The sequence below is a fragment of the Glaciecola sp. 1036 genome, from assembly GCF_050306235.1.
GTDB lineage: Bacteria > Pseudomonadota > Gammaproteobacteria > Enterobacterales > Alteromonadaceae > Glaciecola.
Window position 1 is genome coordinate 222,439 of the sequence record NZ_JBLWFH010000004.1, and the last position, 22,797, is coordinate 245,235.

General features: G+C 38.7%; 21 protein-coding genes. 10 read left to right on the forward strand and 11 right to left on the reverse strand.

Going from position 1 to position 22,797, the window contains the following annotated elements; translation table 11 throughout:
* Positions 1-56: 56 nt before the first annotated feature.
* The 5 genes from ACNKW3_RS08195 to ACNKW3_RS08215 are packed head-to-tail and all read right to left on the reverse strand — an operon-like array spanning position 57 to position 5,185.
* A complete protein-coding gene (locus ACNKW3_RS08195; RefSeq protein ID WP_427398799.1) occupies positions 57-947 on the reverse strand; it encodes a beta-1,6-N-acetylglucosaminyltransferase in 891 nt (296 codons plus the stop codon).
* Positions 940-2,217, reverse strand: coding sequence for an O-antigen ligase family protein (locus ACNKW3_RS08200; RefSeq protein WP_427398800.1), 1,278 nt, complete (start codon positions 2,215-2,217; stop codon positions 940-942). The genes ACNKW3_RS08195 and ACNKW3_RS08200 overlap by 8 nt, the downstream gene beginning before the upstream one ends.
* Complete coding sequence (locus tag ACNKW3_RS08205) at positions 2,214-3,320, reverse strand: glycosyltransferase (protein ID WP_427398801.1); 1,107 nt, start codon at positions 3,318-3,320, stop codon at positions 2,214-2,216. Before ACNKW3_RS08205 ends, ACNKW3_RS08200 begins: the two co-directional genes overlap by 4 nt.
* Complete coding sequence (locus ACNKW3_RS08210; RefSeq protein ID WP_427398802.1) at positions 3,320-4,405, reverse strand: glycosyltransferase; 1,086 nt, start codon at positions 4,403-4,405, stop codon at positions 3,320-3,322. Before ACNKW3_RS08210 ends, ACNKW3_RS08205 begins: the two co-directional genes overlap by 1 nt.
* A gap of 6 nt (positions 4,406-4,411) precedes the next feature.
* A complete protein-coding gene (locus ACNKW3_RS08215; protein ID WP_427398803.1) occupies positions 4,412-5,185 on the reverse strand; it encodes a WecB/TagA/CpsF family glycosyltransferase in 774 nt (257 codons plus the stop codon).
* A gap of 225 nt (positions 5,186-5,410) precedes the next feature.
* Between ACNKW3_RS08215 and ACNKW3_RS08220 the strand changes: the two genes are divergently transcribed.
* From ACNKW3_RS08220 to ACNKW3_RS08235, 4 genes are all read left to right on the forward strand, one after another.
* The gene (locus ACNKW3_RS08220; RefSeq protein ID WP_427398804.1) at positions 5,411-6,025 is read left to right on the forward strand and encodes a transglutaminase-like cysteine peptidase; all 615 of its coding nucleotides are present in this window, start codon (positions 5,411-5,413) and stop codon (positions 6,023-6,025) included.
* Between the two features lie 60 nt (positions 6,026-6,085).
* Positions 6,086-8,014: a bifunctional diguanylate cyclase/phosphodiesterase gene (locus ACNKW3_RS08225; RefSeq protein ID WP_427398805.1), complete on the forward strand. Its 1,929-nt coding sequence runs from the start codon at positions 6,086-6,088 to the stop codon at positions 8,012-8,014.
* An 81-nt stretch (positions 8,015-8,095) separates the two neighbouring features.
* The gene (locus ACNKW3_RS08230) at positions 8,096-8,695 is read left to right on the forward strand and encodes a hypothetical protein (protein ID WP_427398806.1); all 600 of its coding nucleotides are present in this window, start codon (positions 8,096-8,098) and stop codon (positions 8,693-8,695) included.
* Between the two features lie 58 nt (positions 8,696-8,753).
* Positions 8,754-10,163: an O-antigen ligase family protein gene (locus ACNKW3_RS08235; RefSeq protein ID WP_427398807.1), complete on the forward strand. Its 1,410-nt coding sequence runs from the start codon at positions 8,754-8,756 to the stop codon at positions 10,161-10,163.
* On the opposite strand, the gene ACNKW3_RS08240 is transcribed toward ACNKW3_RS08235, so the two are convergent.
* From ACNKW3_RS08240 to ACNKW3_RS08260, 5 genes are all read right to left on the reverse strand, one after another.
* Positions 10,150-10,914, reverse strand: a complete 765-nt coding sequence (locus ACNKW3_RS08240; RefSeq protein ID WP_427398808.1) for a VpsP family polysaccharide biosynthesis protein — start codon at positions 10,912-10,914, stop codon at positions 10,150-10,152. The two genes, ACNKW3_RS08235 and ACNKW3_RS08240, sit on opposite strands and share 14 nt — an antisense overlap.
* Positions 10,911-11,639, reverse strand: a complete 729-nt coding sequence (locus ACNKW3_RS08245) for a tyrosine-protein phosphatase (protein ID WP_427398809.1) — start codon at positions 11,637-11,639, stop codon at positions 10,911-10,913. Before ACNKW3_RS08245 ends, ACNKW3_RS08240 begins: the two co-directional genes overlap by 4 nt.
* The gene (locus ACNKW3_RS08250; protein ID WP_427398810.1) at positions 11,636-13,885 is read right to left on the reverse strand and encodes a GumC family protein; all 2,250 of its coding nucleotides are present in this window, start codon (positions 13,883-13,885) and stop codon (positions 11,636-11,638) included. The genes ACNKW3_RS08245 and ACNKW3_RS08250 overlap by 4 nt, the downstream gene beginning before the upstream one ends.
* Positions 13,886-13,903: 18 nt before the next feature.
* Complete coding sequence (locus tag ACNKW3_RS08255; RefSeq protein ID WP_427398896.1) at positions 13,904-14,416, reverse strand: polysaccharide biosynthesis/export family protein; 513 nt, start codon at positions 14,414-14,416, stop codon at positions 13,904-13,906.
* Between the two features lie 62 nt (positions 14,417-14,478).
* Complete coding sequence (locus ACNKW3_RS08260; protein WP_427398811.1) at positions 14,479-15,693, reverse strand: outer membrane beta-barrel protein; 1,215 nt, start codon at positions 15,691-15,693, stop codon at positions 14,479-14,481.
* A 432-nt stretch (positions 15,694-16,125) separates the two neighbouring features.
* On the opposite strand from ACNKW3_RS08260, the gene ACNKW3_RS08265 reads away from it, so the two are divergent.
* The 4 genes from ACNKW3_RS08265 (at position 16,126) to ACNKW3_RS08280 (ending at position 20,037) form a co-directional block, all read left to right on the forward strand.
* Positions 16,126-17,547, forward strand: a complete 1,422-nt coding sequence (locus ACNKW3_RS08265; protein WP_427398812.1) for an undecaprenyl-phosphate glucose phosphotransferase — start codon at positions 16,126-16,128, stop codon at positions 17,545-17,547.
* Between the two features lie 11 nt (positions 17,548-17,558).
* Entirely contained in the window at positions 17,559-18,464 is a 906-nt protein-coding gene (locus tag ACNKW3_RS08270) for a histone deacetylase family protein (protein WP_427398813.1), read from the forward strand.
* 193 nt (positions 18,465-18,657) lie between these two features.
* Positions 18,658-19,557 carry a WYL domain-containing protein gene (locus ACNKW3_RS08275; protein ID WP_427398814.1) on the forward strand — a complete coding sequence of 300 codons (900 nt, stop codon included), beginning with the start codon at positions 18,658-18,660 and terminating at the stop codon, positions 19,555-19,557.
* 75 nt (positions 19,558-19,632) lie between these two features.
* On the forward strand, positions 19,633-20,037 hold the full coding sequence (locus ACNKW3_RS08280; RefSeq protein WP_427398815.1) for a TerB family tellurite resistance protein: 405 nt from the start codon (positions 19,633-19,635) through the stop codon (positions 20,035-20,037).
* A gap of 23 nt (positions 20,038-20,060) precedes the next feature.
* Here ACNKW3_RS08280 and ACNKW3_RS08285 read toward each other — a convergent pair whose 3' ends face one another.
* Positions 20,061-20,795 carry a hypothetical protein gene (locus ACNKW3_RS08285; RefSeq protein ID WP_427398816.1) on the reverse strand — a complete coding sequence of 245 codons (735 nt, stop codon included), beginning with the start codon at positions 20,793-20,795 and terminating at the stop codon, positions 20,061-20,063.
* A 158-nt stretch (positions 20,796-20,953) separates the two neighbouring features.
* On the opposite strand from ACNKW3_RS08285, the gene ACNKW3_RS08290 reads away from it, so the two are divergent.
* Together ACNKW3_RS08290 and ACNKW3_RS08295 are read left to right on the forward strand one after the other, a co-directional pair.
* Positions 20,954-22,084 (forward strand): sensor histidine kinase, encoded by a 1,131-nt coding sequence (locus ACNKW3_RS08290; RefSeq protein WP_427398817.1) that lies wholly within the window; start codon positions 20,954-20,956, stop codon positions 22,082-22,084.
* Positions 22,077-22,721, forward strand: coding sequence for a response regulator (locus tag ACNKW3_RS08295; protein ID WP_427398818.1), 645 nt, complete (start codon positions 22,077-22,079; stop codon positions 22,719-22,721). The genes ACNKW3_RS08290 and ACNKW3_RS08295 overlap by 8 nt, the downstream gene beginning before the upstream one ends.
* The last annotated feature ends 76 nt before the right edge of the window (positions 22,722-22,797 follow it).

Genomic DNA, 22,797 nt, shown 5'->3' on the forward strand with positions numbered 1-22,797 from the left:
TAGAGCCATTTTGCTAAGCCAGCTTTTTTTATCTCAACCTTTTGTTTAAAACCTTATTAAGGATTAATATTTAGTTTTACGTTTATGCTAGAAATTAATTCTTTAGATTGATTACATTCAAACTTTCTTGCAAAGTGACATTGTGAATTAAATATACTTTCCAAGTCTTGTAAAATTAAGGTTTTTGGATGAGGAAGCCCCTGTGACCAATCAACATATCTTCTATTATCATGGAAACAGTTAAGTTCAGAGGCGTTATTTATCATTGTATGAAAGATAGCCTCGTCAGGTATCTTAGTTTTTTTAAAGTGGTTAATGACAGAGTTCGATTTATCTGCAAATTTTTCAATTAAAAATTCAGCACATTTTGCTGAGCCTGTATACCAAAACTCTCCCCCCCAACATTTATATTTGTCATTAAATGGTGTGAACCTTGAAACCAATAGTGGATGCTTGAGTAATGGTATCTGACTGACGACTTCCAATCCTTTTTTATCTTTTCTCTTAAATAAAAAACTCAAGCTACAATAGCGAATATAATATCTTTTTTTCCACTTTTTATCGAAATGGCCATACTCTATTTTAGCAGAGCGCATAAAAGCATCTGCACCTTGGGCTTTTAAGAATTCAAAAACCTCATCTGATGATTTTGTGGGGTAATCGGCTCCACTTAGAATAATGTAGTAGTCAGGTTTATTATTTTTGTAGAGAAGATTTAAGGCCTTCATTTTAGCGGCTACTAAACTGAACGTCCCCCAGCCCGTGACTTCATATTCTTTAACAAACTCAACATTCTTAGAAAATTGTTCTATTGGTAGATCACATTTAGAAAAATCATGATGCCAAGCTATTGGGGGGTAATCATAAAGCGAATTTAATGCCTTATTCAATTTAATGGCTTGCTCCGGATTTGCATGAGTTAAAACGATAAAACCGATGTTACTCATAGACGCTCTTCCTAATATACGACTTAATTGAACTTTGATTTTTATTTGTATGTTGTTTCATTGATATGAAAAAACAAATTAGATAAAGAAACATGTCAACACTGTTATGATTTAAGATAATAAATCCAATATAATTCACCACAGCTTGTAAAATTAATATAACGAATAGCGTGGTGCTGAGTGAGATATCTCTGTCAAAAATAAAGCTTTGTATTAATCTAAAAAATGAAAATAACATGATGCCCGCAAGAATTATAAAACCAATAGCCCCAATATTGAGCATAACCTCGTAATATCCGCTATGCGCATTTCCTATGAAGCCCCAACGCTCCATAAACCCGCTTACGGCATCACTTGCCCAAAAAGCTCCAAATCCATAGCCAAAGAAAAACTCTTCCATTATATACTTATCAAGTAATTCCCAGATAATAGTCCTGTTGGTTAAGCCCGGGTCTCTGCCTAACAAACTGAGAATAAATTCATATGCAAGCATTAATGCGTAAACGCAAATGATGGACAAAATTGCAAGTAAGCCGAACCTTAAAAAGTTTATAGTAGCGTTTTTACCTTTAAATGCTTTAAAAACGAAAAGCATAGTGATACCAGCAACTACTAAAACTGTTGCAGTCGCAGATCTAGTCATCAGAAGACATAAACTCAGTATAAGAAAACCGTACATTCCCCACTTTTGTTTGTAAAAACCTAAACCGAATAACAGAAGTAAGGCATAAGCATAAACTCTAGCCCCGCCGTTTTTATCAAAATACATTCCGGTGAAAGCTCCAGCGCGAATTCCAGAACTAACAAAGGCGCTACTCGGGGAAATAACAGCCTCAATTAAACCTATAACGGCTGCGAGCAAAACAGCTATGACAAAAGCTCTTAGCAAGGATTTTGGTGTAAATATTTGCACAAGACAAAAAGCGGTAAGTACTAGAATTGTAAACGCAATTCCTCTTCGAAATGTAACTGCTGGTGCATATGACCAAGAAACTGAAAGGAAAACCCAAAAAATCAAAAGTCCCCAAAGAAAAAATTGCCTTGCAAAGCTATTCAAACTCACAATTCTTGCCTGAAAAATTAATATCAAGCACATAGCAAGTAAAATTATTCCTAAGATTTGGTTTGATAAAGAACCTGAAGCATTTGCAGCAAAAACGTCATCGCCTCTAGATCCTAGAAACGATGTAACAAAGTTAAGAAAACCCATGTAATAAAAAAGCGACATTCCCAAGAACATTCGTTTGAATGTAACGAGCTCTAATTTCATTTTTTACTCACAAGTAGATCTCTGTATGCTTGAGCAGAGTTTTCACTGGTAAACTTATCTTTTACTATTTCAGTAGCTTTAGCTGTATCGTATGTTTTAGCTAATGTACTAGCCATCTTACAAGCCAACTCTTCAACATTTTGATACTCCACCAGAGGCGCAATTTCACCATCTTTCAGAATTTCTCTTGCCCCATGAGGACAATCAAACGCAACAACTGGCGTTCCAACCGACATAGCTTCAACTATGGCATTGGGGCTTCCTTCAAACCTTGATGACAATACGTATAAATCAGCAGCTTTCATCTCGGCTACGGGGTTGTCAGTGTAACCTGGAAAATCCACGTCTTCTGTTATTCCTAAACTTTCTGCTTGTTTTTGCAATTGTTCTCTTAATTCACCTTCACCATAAATAATCAATCGACAATCAATGGTTTCTCTTACTCTAAAAAGCGCATCCAATAACATGTCAAAACCTTTTTGGTAGGCTAAACGACCTACACTAATGATCACTGGTTTTGTTTTATCTTTTAACCATGGGTGAGATGGTGGTGCTTTGGATGCTTCTTCGATTTCTTTTGTAATCACTGGGTTAGGTGCTGTTATTACGTCTTTTTGCCTGACCATGGTTGTATCAACCAAATCTTGCGCTACACCTTGTGAAACTGCTATTACAGGCTTAGGTAACAATCGATAAACTAATGGAGCTAAAAAGTAAGCGGTACGCATTACTGCATTGGTGTTAACTTTTTTATCTAACGAAAAGGTGTTGCGTTCACTCACGCTTAATCGCTTAATCCACCCTAAGCTAAAACATACAATTGCTGTTATCACGTTTATGTGGGTTAACACTGCAAGAATTGCATCGGGTTTTGATTTTTTCAAAGCTCGTCTAAGTGGCCCAAAGGCATTTAACGTTCTGATGCATTTTAATTCTGTTAGGGTTACTTTGTCTGATAAAAATGCTTTGTTGGAACCACCTTCAGTAATCAAAATCATTTCGATTTGATCACCGTCTTCGGCCATTTGGTTTGCCAATCTGACCATCATTTTTTCTGCGCCACCACCTCGTAAATCATGCAAGACAAGCGTAATTTTATGCATTATGCTTTCTCCAACATTGAATGGTAAGCATTGGCAACAGCTTCAAAAGTGAAATTTGAAACGCCGTTGGCTAAATTTTCTGTTGGCAACTGTTGCCAGTTTAAAATAGCAAAAGATAACGCATTGATATCTAGGTGTTTCACTAAAAATCCATTTTCTTCATGTTGAATAATTTCTGCGGGGCCCGTTGGGCAGTCGAATGCAATAACAGGCGTGTTTAGACTGAGCGATTCAATAAGCACTGTGGGCATTCCTTCATGCCGAGAACTCAAAATAAAGGCTTGCGCATTTTTAATAGGATAGTAAGGATTTGTTGTAAAGCCCGCAAAGATTACTTTTTCGGCTATGCCCAAAGAGGCAGCTTGTTGTATAAGTTCGTGTTCATCTTTACCTTCCCCAATAATTACTAAATCAGGTAAATCAGCGTCTTTATTTGCTGCGGAAGCATAAGCAGGTAATAATAAATCAAAGCCTTTTTGTTCAACTAATCGTCCAATTGCGACAAAATATTTTTTCTCAGGCCACTGTTGATCAGATTTTTCTGCTTTGAGTAAAATTTCATCGCTAATAACGGCATTGGGAATAAACTCTATGGGCTTTCTTTTGAAAACTACGGCCTGTTTAATTTGGTCTCTTAAAGACTTTGACACCCCTACCACTGCCCCATTAAATGCAAATAAAGAATAAAGTAACTTAATTGCGAATGGCGAAAGCTTTTGATCACTTACATCAAAAGCACAGTGTCGAGTATAAATAACTTTCAGTTTTGGAAATCTTATTTTTGTTAGAAAAGCAAACATGTTGGCTGTTTCAGTAGCACTGATGATGCCCTGAATTTGGTGCTTTGAGATAAACGCCCAAAGTTTTTCCAATCGTTTATAAAAAGATAACTCTGAGCTAACTCTTTCTGCGGGAAAATCTTCCGCTAATCGCTGAAACCCTTCTTCGCTCTCTCCAAATCCGTCTAGAACAAAAAAATAAGGATTCTTCCCGACACTTTTAAGTCCGTTTGCTAAATTTGTATGGACTCGCTCTATTCCGCCACTTTTTACAAAACACTTGTGTAAAAACAAAATATTATCCATAAACTACTAACGCTCAGACTTATATTTATGCTTTAAAACACAATAAATACTATGGGGGTTTGTTGTAAGGTAACGCCAAAATAATTTTCTAGGCTCTGTTAACATACGATGCAGCCATTCAAGCCCTAGATTTTGCATCCACATCGGCGCTCTAGCATAATCTCCGGTGACATAGTTGTAACAACCACCACAGGTAATAATAACCGGTACTTTTAATTTATCTTTGTTTTCGATTACCCACTTTTGCTCTAATGGTTTTCCTAAACCTACCCACAGAACATCTGCGCCACTTTTATTAATTAACTCAATAACTTCTTCTTCATTTTTATTTAAGAAATAGCCGTTATGAATGCCAGCTATTAGAAAATTATCGTATTTTTTAGACAGTATCGAAGCACAGCTTTGCACTATCTCTTCTTTTCCACCTAATAGAAAATGTTGCATAGGATTCGGCTGCATAGTCGCAACATCGTGAATTGTATCTGTAGTTCCACTGCGCTCTGGAATATTAGGCCCTTTGACCCAAGTCGACATTTTAACAACACTTTGCCCATCAGCATGGATGATGTCGGCTTGCTTTAGCGCTTCATTGAATTCTATGTCCGAATTCGCCATGGAAATACCATGTCCGTTCGAATCAAAAATAACCACCGGGTTTGTTCTTTGCCCGTCTCGGTATTCACTGATAGACGAAACCATTATTTCAACTAACTGTTTTCTATCAATACAAGCAGTTGAGACACCGCCAACATCAACGTTTTGCACGTCACTTAATTTCATACGCCTTGTTTATTCCTTGCTTATTAAGCATTCCCTAAGCGGTTAATTCAAAATTTGAGAATGCTATTGATGATTACCAATACAATTCTCAGCTAATTATCCCATAAAACATTAAGTTTTGATGACACAAACCGTTAAATACTTATAACTTTCCATATTTCAATTGCACATTACCATACTTCCAATATGTTTATAGCTCGACCAGTTAAAATTTTAAGCCTTATTGTGCTTCTGCTCGCGCTAGGAAAGTCGATTTCCGACATCAAGTTTTCCGATAAATTATATGCCTATGTTGCATCAAAATACGGTAATGCAGCTCATCAACAAGTTAAATATTGGCAATCAATAATTGAACAAAACCGTGCTGCAACTATTGAAGACAAACTTTTTGAAGTTAATCGCTTTTTTAACAAGGTAAACTTCGTTGATGACTTCTCTCATTGGGGGCAACAAGATTACTGGGCCACGCCAATTGAATTTTTAGGCACCTATGCAGGCGACTGTGAAGACTTTGCCATTGCAAAATATTTCACCTTGGTATCCATGGGTGTTCCCAAAGAAAAACTAAGGCTCATGTATGTTACAGCAACTCGTCCTGTTCGTCAGCCTCATATGGTGTTAGCTTACTACGATAAAGCAAATTCAATACCATTAGTTTTAGATAATATAAATAAACAAATTTTGCCAGCATCAAAGCGTCGTGATTTAATCCCTATTTACAGTTTTAACGGTGATGGGCTATGGCTAGCTAAGTCACAAGGCACAGGGCGTAAAATGCGAGGGAAAAACAACAATAGCATGTGGATCGAACTAAATTCACGTATGCAACAAGGATATTAACCATGCATAATATTCATCACTCACAACTTGCACCAAAAAAAGGCACTCAAGGAGCTAGCGATGTCACTATCTAAACAACTTGGCATTGGCTTTTTTCTCATATTATTACTGATATTTGTTGGTACGCTTTGGCTGAATATTCAAAACACCAGAGAATATATAGAGCAGCAATTAGAATCTCATGCCCAAGACACAGCTACCTCATTGGGCTTATCGATTACTCCCTATATAGGCAATGACGATGATTTAGCAATAGTAGAAACCATGCAACAAGCGATTTTTGATCGCGGTTATTATCAAAAAATTGTATTAACCGATACTGATGGCAAAGTTTTGGTTACTATGAGTAATCCAGTGACTTCCGAGCAATTTCCCGACTGGTTCACCTCGTTATTTCCCTTGAATGCACCTGAGGCTGAGACTCAAATTAACGATGGCTGGAACATTAAAGGGAATTTATTAGTAGTTAGTAATGTGGGTTTAGGTTACCAACAACTGTATGCCAATGCTCAAGGTAGCTTTGTTATATTTATTCTGGCGTTTTTGCTTACTGGGTTGTTTGTGTGGTTATTAATATCCAAAGTTGTCTCTAAACCTTTGGCTGCAGTGCTTAAACAAGCAGATGAAATTAGTCATCAAGAATTTAATACCATAAATTTACAACCCAAAACCCCTGAGTTTTCGCGCATAATTCAAGCACTCAATAGAATGTCGAATAAGCTGGCGACTATGTTTGCACAAATTACTCGACAAAGTGAAGAGTATCGTCGTTTTGCTTACGTTGATATGACCACAGGCGCTGGTAATCGACGTTCTTTTGAACTGGCAATAATGAAGCTATTAAGTGACGCGAATAATCATGCGCAGGGGCATTTGTTCTTTATTAAAGCCACCAGCTTAGGCTCTATTCATAAAAGTTTAGGCGGACTGGCGGGTGATCAATATTTGGCTTCCCTAGTAAGTCTGATTAAAGAAGTTAGTGCATCTAAGGTACAGCACTTTTCAATTTATCGAATGAATGGCGCTGATATTGCCCTGATTATCGAAGACATTGACGAAAATACCTCAACCGAAATAGCCTCTGCCATTATTCAAGCGACTAAGCGCATAGAGAAGTCTGAGCATACCTTGGGCGTTGCCCATGTAGGCGTTACTAAATTCAGTACAGGACAAGAATTAGCAGACTTATTAGAGCAAGCTGATTCAGCGCTTACTAGCGCACTGGAAAATGAAAATCGTTGGTTCCTAGCCCAAGATAACGCTGTGAACTATTCTAACGAAGTTTGGCGTGAAAAAATAAAAGAGCTATTGGCCCGAGGTTCAGCTGAATTTGTTCAGCAACCCATAAAACGATGTGCTGATGATGGCATTGAATATCAAGAATGGTTTGCTCGGCTTCCAAATAAAGTGAACAGCATGGGCGTTCCCATGAACCAGCTTATGCCGGCTTCAATAAAATTGGATTTTGCGACCCAGATTGACAAACTAATTGTGATCAATTTATTAGAGGTGGCTCGTACTAGTGAAGTGGCTATAGGATTAAATTTATCGCGATTTTCATTGTTAGACGCAGGTTTTTCTCGTTGGTTTTTACACACACTGAACTCTCACAGTGCAATTTGCCCCAAGATAGTGCTAGAAATACCCGAAAGAGCCTTGGTGCAAGATATCCAATTTATCAAAAATCTGGTGAAAGAGCTTAAATCCCTTGGCATTAAGATAGCAGTTGAACATTTTGGTGCTCAACTTGCAGGCATTAGTCACTTACGCAATATTATGCCTGATTATTTAAAGATCGATGGTCGATTTATTCGCAACATTGATCAACATTTAGATAATCAACTTTTTGTTAATTCTTTAATCGGAATTGCCAAAGGACTTTCCATCAACGTAATCGCTGAAATGGTGGAAACTGAAGGAGAATTGGAATGGCTTAAAAATGCGGGCGTAGACTTAGTACAAGGATATTTTATAGGTACTCCACAGTAATCGCTGTTGATTAACTTTTGTACACGGTTTAAAATAGGCCCATAGGATTTAAGTAGTTCCCTATAAAACTAAGGACTAAACATGTTTCGCCGTAATTTTTTGTTGTTTGTATTTGTGATCTTCTCAGGGATTTCTGTTGCTCAAGAGCCAGTAAGTTCACCGTTTGGAGATCCGTCACAGCCTGGTACTAATTTGCATTCTGAGATACTGGCTAGTATTGAAAATGGCAAACAAGCCCAACCTGCAGTCAATGACGCTATCGCCTCATCTCTTGAAGAAACTGCGACCATAGTTGATGCAGAATCAAAGTCTATTTTAGCATTTGACTTGCCTCACGCTCAGGCCTTTTTTCTTGAAATGATCGAGTCTAATAGCCTGTTGGAAGTAATTAAAGTCGTTACTGAGGAATTTCCTGAGAAAGCGGTACAAACAATCACCTTAGGTGTGACCTTGTACCCTGACTATGCACAAGAAGTTTATGATGGTGCGGCACTCGCTGGCGTAATGTCACCTGAAGATATTTTGATTGCCGCCATTCAAGCTGGCGCAAATCCTGCGAACGTGTCTGATGCCACGGCAGCAGGTCCGGCAGCAGGTCCTGATGTAGCAGTTACTCCCCTAGGAGCGGGCGTTGGCGCTGGTGGAACCGGAGGCGGAGATACAACAGCCTCGACTAATTAATAAGATAATGTAAACTAAGCCCCTACGAATAGGGGCTTTTTTTTGGACATACATTTACGTGGTAGCTAACACAAATTCATCGGACGACTTTTTAAAACTACCGTTTTATTTTTTACTCGCTATTCTATTCTTACTCCCTATCCCTTTAGGCGCAAACAGACCCTGGGCATGGAGTTTTTTTGAGTTAGCCATTTTTGCACTTAGCTTCTTAGTTGCCTGGAAACTCCGAGGCAACAAGTTCGCTGGCATGCACAAATATGTCAGCATGTTAATCATGTGGATGGTTTTTATTGGAATTGCCGTTATTCAGATCGTTAGTTTACCTGACGTTTTAGTTTCTACTTTATCTCCCCAATCATATGAGTTTTATGCGATGGCTAACGCCACATCCAAATACTTGTCCATCGATGTTGGTCAGAGCACAATAAATTTCATAAAGTTATTAAGCTTGTTTTGTTTACTCTGTCTTATACTACAATTAATTAATTCAGAAAATCGATTACGCCTTCTTCTTCTAACAATAGTAGCAAGTGGAACATTTCAAGCTATTTATGGCAGCTTGGAAATTTTATTAGGGCTTGATAGCAGTTTAATATTTGGCTTAGAGATTGATAACAGAGCGAGTGGTAGCTTTGTATATCACAATCATTTTGCTAACTTTTTAATGCTATGCTTGGCAGCTGGCGTGGGGCTAATTGTTACAGCGTTGGAAAAAGAGAAATCCTCATCGCCTAAAGATTTTATGCGCAGTTTTGCCATTAGCATGTTAAGTAGCAAGGCTATTATTAGAATTTGCCTTGCAGTAATGGTTATTGGTCTCGTAATGTCACGCTCAAGAATGGGCAATACTGCATTTTTTGCTTCTATGGCAATTACAGGGCTATTGGCGCTAGTACTCATTCGCAATCGCAGTCAAGGGTTATTTATTTTAGTTGTGAGTATGTTTATCATAGATCTATTGATTGTTAGCGCATACTTTGGCTTAGAAAGAGTTAAGCAGCGACTTGAACAGACAAGTCTTGACCAAGAAACTCGCGATGAAATTATTCGAGAAGCTATGCCTATTGTTCAAGACTTTCCTTGGTTTGGTACCGGAGGCGGGAGTTTTTATTCTGTTTTTCCAGGATATCAACAGTCGAACTTTTCCTTATTCTATGACCATGCTCACAATGACTATCTGCAATTTGTGATTGAATACGGTCTTTTAGGTACATTAATTCTTTGTGGTATTACCGCTTTTGCTTTATATAAAAGCCTAAGAGCAATGTACAAACGAAAGAATTCAATTTTCAAAGGGGTTGGCTTTGCTTCTTGTATGGCTATTTTAGGCATGGGACTGCATATGACCGTAGATTTTCCGCTCCAAGGATACGCTAATGCTTGCTATTTCGTTGTCTTTATCGGTTTGGCAATGATTTCCAACGGCTTAAAATTGAGAATGGGTATAAATAAGATTATTCACAACTAAGTACCTGCTTTTTAACGAAGGTATCTTTGTCAGCAATCCAACGACAAGCCGTTTTTTTACTCTTAGTGCGTTGAATAAAATCTATTATATATGGCCGACTTTCTTTATTCCGCAAACCTAAGACTAGCCGCTCTTTTACACTATCTCGAATAGATATAAAAAATGGATGGTTTGCATTGTAAAGAGATAATCCAAGCTCAACATACAATCTATGCACTTCAGGTTTTACAGGTCCAAGAGTATTCGCATTATTTAAATACTGGAGCATTTCATCATCAAACTGCTGTAGCCGCCATTTAATCATTGCCAATGATGCCCAGGTTACCGGCCATGAAGGTCTTAACTTAGTTGCTTTTAGATAAGCAGATTTAGCGTCATTTAGGCTTTCGGGTTTTAAATAACCAGCGACGACTCCCCATTCTAATACTTGTCCAGTGATGTCAGCATAAAGCGGGTGAGAAAAATGTATAAATTTTGCTGTGAGTATCGACGACTTTGCTTTTAAAAAATCTTCTTCACTTTGGACATTCTTTTGCTTGTTCCATATATCGATGCTGTTTTGAACTGAATAAAAATCTAAACTGGCTGTTCCAAATCGAAAAGCGCTAATAAAACCCACTACGCAAATAAACATTAAGAAATAGTTCAAGCCATTAGGAATGCCAATATCAGCAGTTGCTTTATCTCTCAATTTCAAAAAGCGGTTTTTGGACTTATTTTGTCTTGAAGATCTTCTTTTACGAGTACTCATTTCCATTGAATTCTCTCAGTTAGTTTTCTGGGAATATTAACAAATAAATTTTGCGCTGTAGATTCCCCATATTCATTCTTTACTTCTGTATAGGCCAGCCCCATGTCATTGGGCCTTTTATGTAAATTATGTATATCCGACGCTATATAACAAATAAGTTTATCCTCTAGCATTTGCCACGCTGCTTCTCGGACAATATTTCGAAAACTTCCTGTCAGGGCTCCAGCTGTCAATTGAAAAATACATCCCAATTTTTTTAACCAGATCACTTTTTCGTACTGTTCGAGAATTTCTCGATTCCTTTCGGGATGTGGAATGATTGGTTGAATATTTTGTTTTAACAGCCATCTCACTAATGTATCAGTGCCCGCGGGAATATGGCTGTGGGGTAGCTCTAACAATAGTGCTCGTTTTCCTTCATATTCGCCAATAAACATAAGTTTATCTTGGCCTAATAAAGTAGTCACTTCAGGACAAATTCGGACTTCAGCTGCATATGCTAGTTTCAACGGAATTTTAGCTGCTGCTATTTCTCTACAGGCTACTTCAAAAGCAGCTTCAATTGATGACTTATCATTGTCGAATATGCCTAGATTGACATGTGGCGTGCACATCATATGAGTAACGCCAGCGTCTACTGATTGTCTAGCTAGCGCTAAGGTTTCCTCAATTGAACTAGCGCCATCATCGATCCCTGGCAATATATGACTGTGTAAATCTATCAAGTTTTAGCGTCGTTTTGCTGATAACTATTGTATCCGTACTGGTCGTAAAACCCTGCATATTCGCCTGTTTTACGCGCCTTTTTCAAATCCACTTGGTTAAGCACCACACCGTCAATTCGATGACCGATTTCAATAAACCGAGACAAACCATTGTTGATTATCTTAGAACTAGTACTATCAGCTTTTACCACGTACACAAGTGAATCACACTGTTTTGATACCACAATAGCGTCACTGACAGCTTGTGTAGGTGCACTATCAATAACGATATGATCGTATTTGCGTTTCAAGTGATCCATAAGCGCGCTGAATTTTTCAGAGGCCAAAAGTTCTTGAGGATTAGGTGGTAAAGTACCGGCCGCTAGAATATCAATATTGGCATCTTCGTCATGTACAATACATTCTTCAAGCTTGTGCGTACCCGCAACCACGTTCGCTAAACCAGGCTGAAATCCTGGCAATTTGAATAGTTTTCCAATGGAGGGTTTTCTTAAATCAGTATCTAATAGCAGTACTTTGTTTAATTGTCCTAACGCAAAGGCGAGGTTAATTGAAACTGTACTTTTGCCCTCTTTTGGCACGCTTGAGGTAACCAATATCGATTTAGAAGGCTTATCGAGATTAAGTAATTGCAAACTGGTTCTAAGCGTTCTAACTGATTCGCTGAACATGTGATGTGCAGGATCGAAAAAGTGCTTTACAGGTAGGTTCTCTTTACGTTTATGGGGTTCCCAAGGAATAATTCCCAACATGCGTTGAGATAATTTTCTTTCAACGTCATCTGTAGATCTTATCCCACTGTTCAGTGCTTCTAGAACAAGGGCCATGAAGGCTCCAAATCCAAAACTAAGAACAAATGCAGCAGCAATTATCAGTGCCTTTTTGGGCTTAGACGGTGCAATTGGTGGTTTCGCTTCATCTAAAATACGAGCATTAGCTGTTTCGAAACCGCCGATTTGATCTGTTTCTTTTAATCGAGTAAAAAAGGAATCATAAAGTTGCTGATTGATATCAACATCGCGTTGAAGCGCTCTTCTTTGGTTATCCAAACTTGATAACTTTCTTAATTCGCTTTTTGCTGTTTCCAAATCTCGCTGTAAGGCTTCAACCTTACCTTGAGTAGTTCTAAATTCGCTATTAATACCGGACACTAAGTTATCAATCTGTTGTCTTAGGCTGCTTCTTAAAGAACTTAGTTCAGCATTAGCAGAAATCATTTTAGGGTGTTTAGGACCGTAAACTTCTCGTAATTCAGACACCTTCGACTGCATTACAACTTCTTCTCTTTTCACATTCTGAATAGAAGGATGATTTAGAATTTCTGGTAATGTTGCCAACTCATTGAGAGAAACGTCCCCTCGATTAATTTGTTCAAATACGGCTCTATCTCGTTGTAATTTAATCTGTGCATCCAGTAGTTGGTCACTTAACTGCTGCACTTGATCAGATGTTAAGCCTACGACACCGTCAATATTAACCACTTGATTTTTCTCATAGAACTCAGACAACTTGCCTTCCGCTTCGTCAAGTTTATCTCGCAGACCTTGCAAGCTTTCGTTTAACCAAGATGTAGCCTTTTCCGTCATTTCTAACTTGGCTTCAAGATAATTTTCAATGTACACGTCTGCTATATTGTTTGCGATTTCAGCACTTAATGACGCACTAGGCGACTCAACAGTAACTTCAACCACTTGAGTATTTTTTATTGGTGAAACACTAGTACTTTGCATAAGTTTCGAAATTGCAAAACTCTTTCTAGATTCCAATAACTCTTCTTCAGTTTTTACTGACTCTTCCTTTTGCGGTAAGAAAGGTAGACTTTCTCGAACAGACTCTTTAATAGAGCTGGTTAATTGTTCGAAAGTACCTTTATTCGCTTCATACACGTCTTTGTCGAAATGCGGGTTATCCTGCAGTTGCATGCGTTCCACGACTCTACTTGCGATTTGACGCGAACGAAGAATTTGGTATTGGGTTTCGAAATATTCTTTTCTACTCGAGTCGAGCCCAATAAGTTCCTGAACGGGCGAAATGTTAGTTTGTTCGGATTCAATAAGTAGCGATACCTTTGCCGAGTAAATTGGTGTCATAGACAACACTATTAACCCTACTAGAAGTGTTAAAAACACCGCTAACCCTATTATTCTCCATAAATAGCGCTTGATAGTTTGTACGTATTGACCGAAGTCAATTACATCGCTGTCAAACAGCTTGGCTTCTAGTTGTTCTTGAGATTGCTTTGACATTAATTGGCTCGAAATGAATTAAAAAAACCGGGATGGGATAGTGATAATATCACCAGGATAAACAATATAGTTGCTATCAAGTTCTAGCGTTGTTTCCTGTCCGTTTACGACTCGTTTTGCAAATACTAGCGACTTATTGGCTCTTTCGGTATAGCCACCTGCCAATGCCACAGCACGATCGAATGACAAACCAGGTTGATAAGGATAGCCACCGGGCTTTTTAACCTCACCATCAATAAAGAAAGGGCGATATTCAATTACAGTCACAGAAACAGATGGATCGACTAAATAGTCACCCCTCAATCCTTGGTCTATTAGTTGTTCAACTTCATCTACTGTTCGCCCAATAAGCTTAATTTCTCCAAGAAAAGGATATTTAATATTGCCAATATTTGATAGACGAGTTTCTAGGGTTAAATCTTCCTGGCCGAAAACTGTTATTTTAATCACGTCACCAGAGCCTAGAGAATATGCATCTTGTGCCGGTTCTTGAGCTTGAGCAAAACCGGAGGCTAAACACAGCAGTGTCATAAAACACCAAATAAAACTTGCAGCGTATTTGCGCATAATTTTGGTACCACCTTTTATAAAAATCACAACGTTATGAAGGCATTTAACAATAATCGATTTCGATCAAACTCAACTTGTTCTCTATTACTGTCTCTTTCGTTATGTCTGTATGTTAGTTCAAAATTCAACCATCGGCGAAACTGATAATATACCGAGGCATTAAATCTGACATCGTTATCTGATCGGACATCAAATCCATCTACTATTTGTCCTTCATATCTATTATTCAAATATGCAAATCCAACTGTGGATCTCACTCTCTCCAACCAATCATGCCTCCACTCAATTGAATGTACGTTACCGCGAATAAAGTTACCTTCCCCATTGGTTTCATTTGTATTCGATTCGGTACTGACTTCGATACTAGAATATTCAAGAGGTTCCCATTGAACTCCGAGCGCCCAATCAACACCACTAAAATCTTCTCTAAAAGCGGAGTCAAAATCCTTCGTCTGATAACCGATTTTAGCAAAACCTGAAGTTTTTGCTGTTGCTTCCCAATCCACACCTACTAAGAATGAGTCTTGAACACTGTCTAAAGGGTTGGCGTTATCTAAAGCTATATCATAATCGACATAGGTTCTGTATGCGTCAAAGGTTAAATCTGTATTTGCGCCAACTCGGTAATAGAATGTACCGCCAAGCGTTGAGTATTTGCGGTCTCTAGCCTGATAAATAATGCTATCGGAATCATAGTTTTTGTCTAACAGATTAACATTTAGATCAAGACGTCCATCAGCGTTAAACGCACCATAAGAATACTCAAAATCTAGCTCGCTCTGCTTATATTGGTCCGGTTCGCTTAACGTTTGCCCTTGACCAATCGAAAAGTTTGTACCACGAGCATCATGACCATCTTCATAATTCAAAGAAGCGCGAATTCGGTTTCTAGCATTTAATTCCAAGTTTGTTGCCGCACGCAGAAAATGGTCGGTAAAATTATCAGTGTCGCTGCTAAAATAATCTCTGTTTACTAAACGATATGAAAACTCAACATCACTTGCACCATAGGTGGTAAATAAGTTCAATTGTGGTGCAATAGTACGAGACCAACTATCAATCTCGTCAGTGTTAGATTGGGTTACGTTATCATCATATTCCAGACCAAGATCTACTGTTGGAGTGAAGTCAAACCCGCCAAATTCCATGCTGGCTGCATCTTCAAATTGCTGTGCGTACGCCGTTGTACAAGCGACCAAGGTAGATGTAAGTATGATTTTTTTGGGTAAATTTTTCATGATTTCCTTTCATCTTGAAGTTAATTGGATTACTGCATGTCGTCTTGACCAATCCAACTATAAATTTAAAATTTACCACCACTAAAATAATGAGGTGGTGAATATTAAAAAGTAGGTTGCAGTTTACATGCCAGTGCATTGCAAATTGAACAATTGTCCAAGTATATCCTAGGTAAAGCAAGTTAACCAATTGATTTCAAAAGTTTCATTATAAATTCATATTAAGTGTCTATGATTAGCAACAGATTTGTAAAAAGTATAAAAGTTTTGTGAATCTTGTCAGATACTGCTTTATTTTTAGATCGCATCACCTATACAATTATTAAAAATGGCATTTTTATTGCGTTTCTAATGTTAGTAGTTAAAAAGGTGGAAAAAGTTTCACCTAAAAGGTGCAATTTTTAGTTCAGGGAAGACTTATTTAAGGAATTTATGAAAGAAAAGGTTAACAAGAATAATCGCGGTGGCATTATTCAATCCAACAAAAGTAGCTTTGCAACCGTTTATCGGTTGATCGATTTAGTGGCTATTACCTTTTTATTCTACTTCGTATTGCATGCCAACGACATTGCCATCAATACCGAAAACTCTATCATTTTGCTGGTCGGTATTATTGTATTCAATATCAGTGCTGAAGGCTTAGATCTCTATCGTTCTTGGCGTACTCAAAGTACCACTGCATTAATTAGAATGACCGCTGTTACTTGGGTCATCACCTTACTTGCCTTGATTCTTTTTGCTTATTTCTTCGGTGACAACTTTGAAGTACCAGAGAACATTGTTTTTATTTGGCAATTTTTATGTCTTCCTGCACTCACCATCTGGCGCTTAATTTTTAGAGAAGTGTTATTTACTGTCCGTAAACAAGGACGCAATAGCCGTTCTGCAGCCATCATTGGAGCAACCGCTTCAGGTTATAACCTGATGACACAAATTATTAATAACGAGCAATTGGGTATTCAATTGTACGGTGTTTATGATGATCGCGACGAAAAACGATTAACCCATGAATGGCAAAATCAAGTGGCAGGCACCATTGAAGATGCCATCATTGCTGCAAAAGCAGGAAAAATCGATTATATCTATGTGGCAATGCCCATGAGTGCTGAAAGCCGCATTATGGAAATTCTCAATCAGTGCAGCGATACAACTTGTAATGTGTATATTATTCCAAACTTCTTTATTTACAACCTACTTAACGCTCGCTGGCAGACGATAGGTGCCGTGCAAACCCTGAGTGTGTTTGATACACCATTCCAAGGTGCTAACAACGTATTGAAACGCACCGAAGATTTAGTTTTTTCGACCATTATTTTGACTATGATAGCGCCTATTATGTTAGGTATCGCTATTGGCATTAAGTTAACTTCGAAAGGTCCTGTCATATTTAAACAGTTCCGTTATGGGCTAGATGGACGCAAAATAAAAGTCTACAAATTTAGAAGTATGACAGTTGAAGATAATGGGCCAGAAGTTAAGCAAGCCACAAAGAACGATGCACGCATCACACCTTTTGGTGCATTTTTAAGACGCACTTCTTTGGATGAGTTACCACAGTTTATTAATGTTCTACAAGGCCGCATGTCAATTGTTGGTCCTCGCCCGCACGCCGTGGCTCACAACGAGCAGTATCGTAAATTGATTGAAGGTTACATGTTGCGCCATAAAGTAAAACCTGGCATTACCGGCTGGGCGCAAATTAACGGCTTTAGAGGCGAAACTGAAACCATCAATAAAATGGTAAAACGTGTAGAATATGATTTAGATTACATCCATAGATGGTCGGTTTGGCTAGATGTTAAAATCATATTTGCTACTGTTTTTAAAGGTTTTATCGGTAAAAACGCATATTAATTTATTTTAATATGCGCGAGTTTCCACTGGTATTTCACCCTATTTATAGTCAGCTTGACTTGCCCGTGCGGCACAGATTTCCTATTCAAAAATACCAAGCAATCAAAGATAGATTGTTGAAAGAAGGTGTTGTGGAGAATCGCTTTGTTACCCCTTGCTCTTTAACCAGAACGCAATTAGTTAGCGTATTAGATCCTAGTTATATTGATTTATTGACCTCTGGCGCCTTAGATCCTAAAGCAATGCGTCGGATAGGCTTTCCTTGGTCTGAACAATTGGTGAAACGTACCTTAACAGCAGCTGGCGGCACTGTATTGACCGCCGAATTGGCTTTACAGCACGGCAAGGCGATCAACTTAACTGGCGGCTATCACCATGCCTTTGCAAATTTTGGCTCTGGCTTTTGCATGATTAACGACCTTTATCTCGCCGCATTGCAAATGCTGCAAGCCTCTGGGATTGATAAAGTACTTATATTTGATTGTGATGTGCATCAGGGCGATGGCACAGCAAAATTGGCAGAGAACAACCCAAGGGTCTTTACCGTTTCTTTGCATGGTGAAAAAAACTTTCCCCACCGTAAGCAAGTTTCTGACATGGATTTCCCCTTAGCAAAAGGGACTCAGGATGATGAATATATAGAAACCCTTGAGCAAGCCTTTCAACTAGCGGTAAACGTAGCCAATCCAGACGCTGTTATTTACGACGCTGGCGTCGACATTCATGTTGATGATGATTTAGGTCACCTGGACATAAGTACTGCAGGTGTTTACGACAGAGATGCCTTTGTATTTGATCAGTGTGATAAATTAGGTTTGCCAGTTGCAGCGGTAATTGGTGGTGGCTATCAAAGAGACATTGATGCCTTGGTAGAAGTGCATTTTCAATTATTTAAAGCGGCTGGTGTTTTGTCGTGAGTTAACACTTCTTTATTATTTTACTTTGCTAACTGCCTCCTTCTTCATTGCTTTAAATTCACCATTAATGAAACGACCTGTTTTAGCAGCTTTTTATATTGCTAATTTTGCTAAATTTATTTGAAATGCTGGCAAAGGTCTTCTAGAATCTGTACAAATACACATTGTTATTTATACAGCACAGAAAATCATAATGAGTACCAAAGCATCACATCATTTAATAGAACAGCGATTATCCGAGCTTTCTAGTGCCCAACGAGAAAGGCTGGCCTTTATCGATTTTAATCTGCAATTTTTTGGTCGTCTTTCACGAAATGATCTGATTAATCGATTCCAGACTGGCTTAGCAGCTAGTACGCGAGATTTCGCCAGCTATAAAGAGTTAGCGCCTGATAATTTGATATTGGATCATTCTACTAAGCAGTATTTAAGAACCGCTATTTTCAAACCTATTTTTCGCTTCTCGGCTGATGCTATTTTACAGTCTGTTAGTAAAGGCTTTAGTGACGGTATAACTGCAGAGGTCGTGCCCTCCGAGCATTGTTTTGAAGCGGTGAAGTTGATACATCCAGACATTAATATTATTGCTTCGCTTATGCGTGCTATTCATAATCGACAAGCCTGTTCAGTTAAATACGTGTCAATTTCGTCAGGTGAAAGCCAGCGTCGATTAGTGCCCCACGCCATTATAAATAATGGGCATAGATGGCATGTACGCGGTTTTGATGGAAAAACCAAAAGTTTTAGAGATTTTGTGTGCACACGGTTTACTGAAGTGAAGGAACTTGGATTACCTTGCGAAAAGCACGAATTGGCGTCTGCAGATCAACAATTCAACAAAATGGTCGATTTGGTGCTTATTCCCCACCCTAGTGTTACTAATTCTAGAGCAATAGAAATGGATTTTGCTATGCAAAATGGACAAAAAGTTATGCGTGTACGAGCTGCCTTAGCTGCTTATGTGCTTCGCCAATGGCAAGTAGATTGCTCGGAAGGCCACAGAATACTCAACCAAGGTTGCCAACTGGCATTAAAAAATCATTCGGTTTTACAGGATATTGAAAACCCCATGCTCGCCCCCGGCGCAAAATAAATTAACAATTTGTTAACTTTTGAACTATTATGCATAAGCCGAGTCGCAGTAGTCGATATTTTAGGAGATCGAACAGTGGAAGTAGAAAACTCGATTTTAAGAGATTTAGTTAGTCAACAACAGTTCAACGAAGCACTTATCCGCATGATGGTGCTTTTGTATCAAGCAGACGGAAAGGTCACATTAACGGAACAAGATTTTTTTAATGACACAATTGAAGAAATGCACTGGTACAGTGGTATTGCCCTACCTGCATTTATTAACCAAGTCATTCATGACGCCCGCCAAGCCCTGGATAGTCAATTAGGTGCAGACTATTTAAAAGGGTTAGCCAATGAACTTAATATTGACGCGGCAACCGCATTTGAAGTTGCTATGTCGATTACAGCGGTGGATGGCAAACGAAGTGATGAGGAGTTAGAACTCTTGTCCTTGTTATCAAACAAGATATTAGCAAGAGGGCTAGTCGCAGAGAGCTAGCCCATAAATATGCTTCTTGGTGTTTAAGTAGCCACTTGAACTCTGAACAATCCCTTGTATTTTTTGCATAAGATGTACGAAGCTATGCTTCCTATAACGCCTGGTGCAATCCAGACCACAAGTTGATACTCTCCTAGGTCGAGTAATCTGCGGCTACCGAAGGTTAAAAATGCGGTGTAAGCACCTATACCTGAGCCCAAAAGTGAACCTATGTGTTCTAGAATCCAGCTACGCTTTGCTACCTGTTTTTTTAAGCAGTATCTAAGCACGTTTATCGCCAGTAATATACTGATAACACCAAACACTGTGTACAAAGGGAAGCTTTTGCTAATACCAAAATAAAAATAAATGACACCGCCGATAAATAGAAAAACAGGTGCGATTAAGTAATTAATTGCTTTTAAAGAACTTCTGTCGTCTTTGACTTCTAGCACTTTTATTCCATGGCGAGTTGTCACAAAGGTTAGAATCGCCAGCAGACCAAGAAATCCCCAAAATACCCGCAGGTATGCCGCTATGTCTTGGGCGTTTTCCCTATTCGCATATTCGTACTTTATTGCCAGAGGGTCATAAATGACTAACGCGGCCATGAGAAATCCAGCTACCGCGACTATGTACATACAGGTTTTAAAATAATGCCCGTAACGTACGTGATTGAGTTTTCCTTTTTGGGTAAATAAAGGCACCCAAAAGAGTATTAGCGCAATTGCACCAGCGGTTATGTGCATCCAAAATAAACCCGTGTGTAAGAAAACCATGATATTGTCCTCGTGACATTTGATTCGAGTTATCATAGTAATAAAACGAAAGGGTTCGCATCAGTGGCAAAAGTCACGATTATTTTTATGACTTTTTACCTATGCCAAGAAAATTTTTTCCATGCTAGGCTTAATAAAAAACATCAGGTAGTGCATCCGTGAAATCTTTTTTTAGAGCTGACAACATATCAGCCGTTATCACTTGGTTCGTAGTGGCCGCGCTTACTATTTATTTGATGATTGATGTTGCTAATAGTCCAACATTACATATCATCATTGCGACAGTGCTATTTGTCGTTTACATAATTGTATGGTTGTTAAGCACCTCCAAAAATAAATTATTAGCCAGCCTAAAAGGGAAAATAATTTCGGTCGCTGTATTAATTTCAATTGTGATAGGTATTTACTTCGTATCGCCATTTTCATTTGCAAGCATTCTCATGGGCATTGCTTGTGGCATCTTTGCTTATTATTTTCCCAAGAAAACGGGGTTAGTCTTTGTTTCATTGTGCTCTTTACCCCTCTATTTTGTTTACGAATTTTATTGGCACCAAAATTCTACTATGGTGTCTTCATTGCTATTTTGGACCTTCAATATTTTCGCTTTCATTATGGTGAGTTCCGTTCGCAAGGAGCAAGAAGCTAGAGAAGAAGCCGAAGCTGCAAATTTGCGTTTGGTCAGCACACAGTCTTTGTTAGAACAGGCAGTAAAACAAGGCGAACGAGTAAGAATCGCACGTAATATTCATGATTTATTAGGTCATCACTTAACGGCCTTGAGTATTCACTTGCAAGTAGCAAGTCGCCAATCTCAAGGAGAAGTCAAAGAAACTATTGAAAAATGCCACCAATTATCAAAACTTTTGTTAAGCGACGTAAGAGAAGCGGTGAGCGATATTCGTACAAAAGGCAGTATTGATCTAGCATCCACCATTGAGACAATCCGTAACAAATTGCCTCAAATTGAAATAGACATTGATATTGAAGAAGAGATTAAAATAAATGATATGGAAGTTGCCGATGCCTTAATCAAGTGCATTCAAGAATCGATTACCAATACCTTAAAGCATGCACATGGTAAGCACCTCAAGGTTAAAATAACCAAGATGAATTCCGGCCTTGAAGTTGTGATTACGAATGACGGTAATTTGCCGGATAAAATCCATCTAGGCAATGGTTTGAAGGGAATCCAAGAACGTATCAAAGCCCTCGCGGGTAACGTCAGTTTCCATCTAGAAAATGACCATTTTTTAACGAGCATCCAAATTCCTAAGGTACAAAATGATTAAAGTACTTCTCGTTGACGATCAAATGTTGGTGCGTCAGGGCATTAACAGTCTTTTAAGCCTTTCCGATAAAATTGAAATCGTCGGAGAAGCCGAAAACGGCCAGTTAGCCCTAGATCTCATTGAACAAACACCGGAGATAGACATTGTATTAATGGATATTCGTATGCCAGTAAAAAATGGCATAGAAACCGTAGTAGCAATGAATCAAAAAGGCTTAGACATCCCAGTGATTATGCTTACCACCTTTGATGACCATGAGTCAGTGATGCAAGCCATTAAAGCCGGAGCAAAAGGCTATTTACTTAAAGATGTTTCCTTGGAAACCTTGGTTGAAAGCATTGAAACCGTTCATGCTGGTAACACCTTAATACAACCGGCGATTACTGAACGATTACTGCAAGGGTTACAAGGCAAAACGTCCAATTTTGAATCTGCAGAAATGCCAGAAGCCTTAAGTAAACGAGAAACCGAAATATTACGGCTTATGGCCGCAGGTTGCAGCAACAAAGAGATGGCGGAAAGCCTATTTCGCTCAGAAGGGACGATTAAAAATCAAGTCTCTAGTATTTTAGCCAAACTCGGCGTGCGTGACCGCACCCGAGCTGTCCTAAAAGCCATAGAACTCGGCATCATCTAAAAAAAATAATGGAGCCGTAGTTCATTTTTCCATGCCCACACACCCCACGTATCCATTAGCCTCCACACCCCCACCA